Raw genomic sequence first — 4,415 nt, 5'->3', positions numbered from 1 at the left:
TCTGTACATTCTCCCATAAAGTTAGCTCTTAATCCTTCAATTACTCTTTCATCTACACCTTGTGCTACACCGATTTTGTGTTCATCAGCCCAAGCCATTTCTCCTGATTGTTCATTGAATTTTTCTGGTCCTACACCACATACTGGACATTTTTCTGGTGCAGTTTCTCCTTCATGAACATATCCACATACTGTACAAATAAATTTTTTCATTTTAATTTCCTCCTCTTATTTAACACACTTTATTTATTATTAATTAGTTACTTAGTCATTCTCTATGAGTTTATTATATAATAATAATTATTATTTGTAAATATTTTTTTTTAGAAAAATTTTATTAATTATTTTTTTCTCTAATGTTAACAATATAATTTAAATAAAAGAGAGTACTAAATTTAGCACTCTCTTTTATTTATAATACTATTAAATTATCTTTGCTTAATATTAATAATTAAATATAAATATTAAGCAAAGTATCTATCTAAAAGCCCTTTGAAAGCTCTTCCATGTCTTGCTTCGTCTTTACACATTTCGTGAACTGTGTCATGAACTGCATCTAAGTTTAATTGTTTAGCTAATGTAGCTAATTCTTTTTTACCTTGGCAAGCTCCAAATTCTGCATCTACTCTTGCTTGTAAGTTTGCTTTTGTATCAGCTACAACTACTTCTCCTAAAAGTTCTGCAAATTTAGCAGCATGTTCTGCTTCTTCAAAAGCTATTCTTTTATATGCTTCTGCTACTTCTGGGTGTCCTTCTCTATCTGCTTGTCTTGACATTGCTAAATACATCCCAACTTCTGTACATTCACCAGTAAAGTTAGCTCTTAATCCTTCGATTATTCTTTCATCTACACCTTGTGCAACTCCGATTTTATGTTCATCAGCCCAAGCCATTTCTCCTGATTGTTCTACGAATTTATCTTTTCCTGCTTTACATACTGGACATACTTCTGGAGCTTCTGTACCTTCAAACACATATCCACATACTGTACACATAAATCTTTTCATTTGCAATCCCTCCTAATTATACTTTCAATTCATATTTCACTCTGTTATATAACTATATTAAGACGTCTTATATATATAATACCATTTTTTAACTAACTATTTTTATTTTTTGGTATATTTAACTAATTATTCACATAAAAATAAGCTTTACTAAAGTAAAGCTTATAAATATTTGTTATAAATATTTTAATATATTTAATATTATCCATTAAACACATAAATAATATTTTTTAACTTGGTTTATTATCTTTTTTCCTTCTTTGGATTGAGCTTTGGGCACTTTAAATGATATAGGTGCAGAAAAATACATTCCATTTTCCCCTAGAACTATATTTCCTTCTACTCCTATTTTTATATCTACATCTAAGTCAAAATTTCCTGCTGTTTCAAAACTCACACTTTTAATATTTTTTTTTGGAAAAAACTTAACTTCTACTTTCTTTCCCGAAATTCCTTGTACATCAACCATATAAATTCCTAAATTTGTGAATATAACTGAATCTCTTATAAACTGATATGAAGCTATAACAATTTCATCTTCTAATAAAAATTCTTTAATCTTACTAATATCAGCACCTATTGTAGCTTTTCCTGTTAATTTATCATATAACCCCATTTATACCTCCAAATATAAACCTTATAATATATGTATACTTAATTTATATAAAATTATTCAATATCAATAAATTAAAAACTTATCATTAGACTAAATAATCCTAAAATAATAAAAATTGAACATAAAATTCCTTCCCATTTTTTTTCGAATAATTTAGTTTTTCTTTCTCTTGCTTTTATTAATAAGAATATTACTCCTAATCCATATAATCCTGCACAATATAAAATATTTTGCAATCCTGCAGTAGTTACCATATAAATAGAATAAATAATTCCTCCTAAAGCATAAAAAATATTTATTTTCTTCTTGCTTTCAATTGATATTTTAAATAAAAATGCTGCTGATAGAATATAAGGCAATAAAATCATCGTTGTTGCTATATTTGTTATTTCTTGAAAAGCATTTTCTAGTCTCATAGATAATATATATGCTATTTCCATTATAATTCCATTAAATATAAGCGCATTTACCGCAGCATTATTTTTATTTACTTTTCCTAAAAATTTTGGAAACATTTTATCTTTAGCTACCATCAGAGGAGTTTCAACAGTTAATATAGTCCATGAAACCCAAGCTCCTAATATAGAAGTTACAATTCCTATATTAACCATGACTTCTGCCCAAGTTCCATTAGTATATTTTAATATTCCTCCTAAAGCTGGTGTTTGTATAGAAATTAATTTTTCCTGACTCATAACTCCAAAACTTAACATTACTATTAATACATAACATATGAGAACAAAAATATATCCTATAATAGTTGCTTTTCCTACATCACTAACTTTTTTTGCTCTAGCTGATATTACAACAGCGCCTTCAACACCAACAAAAACCCATAAAGTTTGAAGCATTGCATTTTTAACTTGAGTGCCAACTCCTCCTAAATTACCACCATTTTCATTTAAAGCTTTTGCCCAAATATCACTTGAAAATATGTTCATTTTAAACGCTATAATTAATAGTACTATAGCCAATCCTATCGGAAATATTTTTGCAATAGTTGCCACGCCATTTACTATATTTGCAGTTTTCATTCCTTGTGCTATAAAACCTATTACTGCCCAAATTAAAACACTACTTATTATAAAACCTACAAAAGAATTTACTCCCCCTATTTGAGGGAAAAAATTAGTTAAAGCATTTACAAGAAGTATTGCAAATGAAACATTTCCTATTAAATTACTTAACCAATACCCCCAAGCTGAACTAAATCCTATATATGATCCAAATCCATCTTTTGCATAATAATATATTCCTCCAATAATATCTGATCTTTCATGTGATAATATTTGAAATACCTTTGCTATAAAGAAAACTCCTATACCAGTTATAATCCAAGCTATAATACTAGCCCCTACACCCGCGTTACTTGCTATCCCCTGTGGAAGATTAAAAATTCCACTTCCGATCATTGATCCAATTACTATCATAATTAGTCCAAATAATCCAACTTTTTGTGAGTTACTCTTATTCTCCAATAGCAATATCCACCTCCTATGTCTATTAAAAACTTTTATCATTTGAAATATAAAAACTGTATCAAATTTACTTTATATTTTTATTGATACAGTTTAATTCTTTAATTTGTAAATATATATATATTTACTATTCTATTTTACTACATTTTTTTAACATTTTCTTCTTTTTATTAAAATTTCATTTAATTTTTGACATAAAAAAAAGCTATTTATTTAAATAGCTTTTGGTGGCTCACCGGGGAATCGAACCCCGGACACCATGATTAAAAGTCATGTGCTCTACCGACTGAGCTAGTGAACCAAAACTTGGCAGGGATAGCAGGATTTGAACCTACGAATGCCACAGTCAAAGTGTGGTGCCTTACCGCTTGGCAATATCCCTAAATGGGGTGGACGATGGGACTCGAACCCACGACAACCAGAACCACAATCTGGCGCTCTACCAACTGAACTACGTCCACCATATGGTGCGTCTTAAGAGATTCGAACTCCTGGCCCACGCCTTAGAAGGGCGTTGCTCTATCCAGCTGAGCTAAAGACGCATATATTGGAGCGGGTAGTGGGAATCGAACCCACCTTTCCAGCTTGGAAGGCTGGAGTATTACCGATATACGATACCCGCATAAACAAAATGGTGCGTCTTAAGAGATTCGAACTCCTGGCCCACGCCTTAGAAGGGCGTTGCTCTATCCAGCTGAGCTAAAGACGCATATATGGAGCGGATAGTGGGAATCGAACCCACCTTTCCAGCTTGGAAGGCTGGAGTATTACCGATATACGATACCCGCATATTTAAGTTACTATTATATTGGTGGCTCACCGGGGAATCGAACCCCGGACACCATGATTAAAAGTCATGTGCTCTACCGACTGAGCTAGTGAACCTTATTACCTAGCAACTTCCTACTCTCCCACACAGTCTCCCATGCAGTACCATCGGCGTTATAGAGCTTAACTTTCCTGTTCGAAATGGGAAGGAGTGTTTCCTCTATGCCATCATCACTAGATTATCAAGAAATATGTTCCTGAAAATTGCATATACAATTGTTAATATATATGGTCAAGCCCTCGATCTATTAGTATTAGTCAGCTGAACATGTTACCATGCTTACACCCCTAACCTATCAACCTTATGTTCTTCAAGGGATCTTACTAGCTTACGCTATGGGAAATCTAATCTTGAGGTGAGCTTCACGCTTAGATGCTTTCAGCGTTTATCCCTTCCCGACTTAGCTACCCAGCTATGCTTCTGGCGAAACAACTGGTACACCATAGGTCAGTCCATCCCGGTCCTCTCGTACTAAGGACAGCTCCT

4 protein-coding genes, 8 tRNA genes and 2 rRNA genes are annotated in these 4,415 nt (G+C 32.2%); all 14 read right to left on the bottom strand.

What is annotated here, in order from left to right; genetic code table 11:
- Positions 1–212, bottom strand: a 212-nt coding sequence (locus CLTHE_RS14285) for a rubredoxin-like domain-containing protein (protein ID WP_341456347.1), incomplete at its 3' end; no start/stop codon positions are given.
- 251 nt (positions 213–463) lie between these two features.
- Entirely contained in the window at positions 464–1,006 is a 543-nt protein-coding gene (locus CLTHE_RS14280; protein ID WP_002598391.1) for an NADH peroxidase, read from the bottom strand.
- Positions 1,007–1,214: 208 nt separating this feature from the next.
- Positions 1,215–1,622, bottom strand: a complete 408-nt coding sequence (locus CLTHE_RS14275) for a PH domain-containing protein (RefSeq protein WP_080024041.1) — start codon at positions 1,620–1,622, stop codon at positions 1,215–1,217.
- A gap of 71 nt (positions 1,623–1,693) precedes the next feature.
- Positions 1,694–3,100 (bottom strand): basic amino acid/polyamine antiporter, encoded by a 1,407-nt coding sequence (locus tag CLTHE_RS14270; protein ID WP_242945658.1) that lies wholly within the window; start codon positions 3,098–3,100, stop codon positions 1,694–1,696.
- Positions 3,101–3,325: 225 nt separating this feature from the next.
- Positions 3,326–3,401 (bottom strand) — tRNA-Lys (locus CLTHE_RS14265).
- Positions 3,402–3,407: 6 nt separating this feature from the next.
- A tRNA-Gln gene (locus CLTHE_RS14260) sits at positions 3,408–3,482 on the bottom strand.
- 3 nt (positions 3,483–3,485) lie between these two features.
- Positions 3,486–3,561: transfer RNA gene (locus CLTHE_RS14255), tRNA-His, on the bottom strand.
- Between the two features lie 4 nt (positions 3,562–3,565).
- Positions 3,566–3,642 (bottom strand) — tRNA-Arg (locus CLTHE_RS14250).
- A gap of 6 nt (positions 3,643–3,648) precedes the next feature.
- Positions 3,649–3,722, bottom strand: a tRNA-Gly gene (locus CLTHE_RS14245).
- A gap of 10 nt (positions 3,723–3,732) precedes the next feature.
- Positions 3,733–3,809 (bottom strand) — tRNA-Arg (locus CLTHE_RS14240).
- Positions 3,810–3,814: 5 nt separating this feature from the next.
- A tRNA-Gly gene (locus tag CLTHE_RS14235) sits at positions 3,815–3,888 on the bottom strand.
- 21 nt (positions 3,889–3,909) lie between these two features.
- Positions 3,910–3,985, bottom strand: a tRNA-Lys gene (locus tag CLTHE_RS14230).
- A 5-nt stretch (positions 3,986–3,990) separates the two neighbouring features.
- Positions 3,991–4,107, bottom strand: a 5S ribosomal RNA gene (rrf, locus tag CLTHE_RS14225).
- Between the two features lie 49 nt (positions 4,108–4,156).
- Positions 4,157–4,415 (bottom strand): 23S ribosomal RNA (locus tag CLTHE_RS14220); the annotation flags it as partial.

The sequence above is a fragment of the Clostridium thermobutyricum DSM 4928 genome, from assembly GCF_002050515.1.
Classification (GTDB): Bacteria; Bacillota; Clostridia; order Clostridiales; family Clostridiaceae; genus Clostridium; species Clostridium thermobutyricum.
Note: the sequence above shows the minus strand (reverse complement) of the source record. Positions and strands in the feature narration are given on the sequence as shown.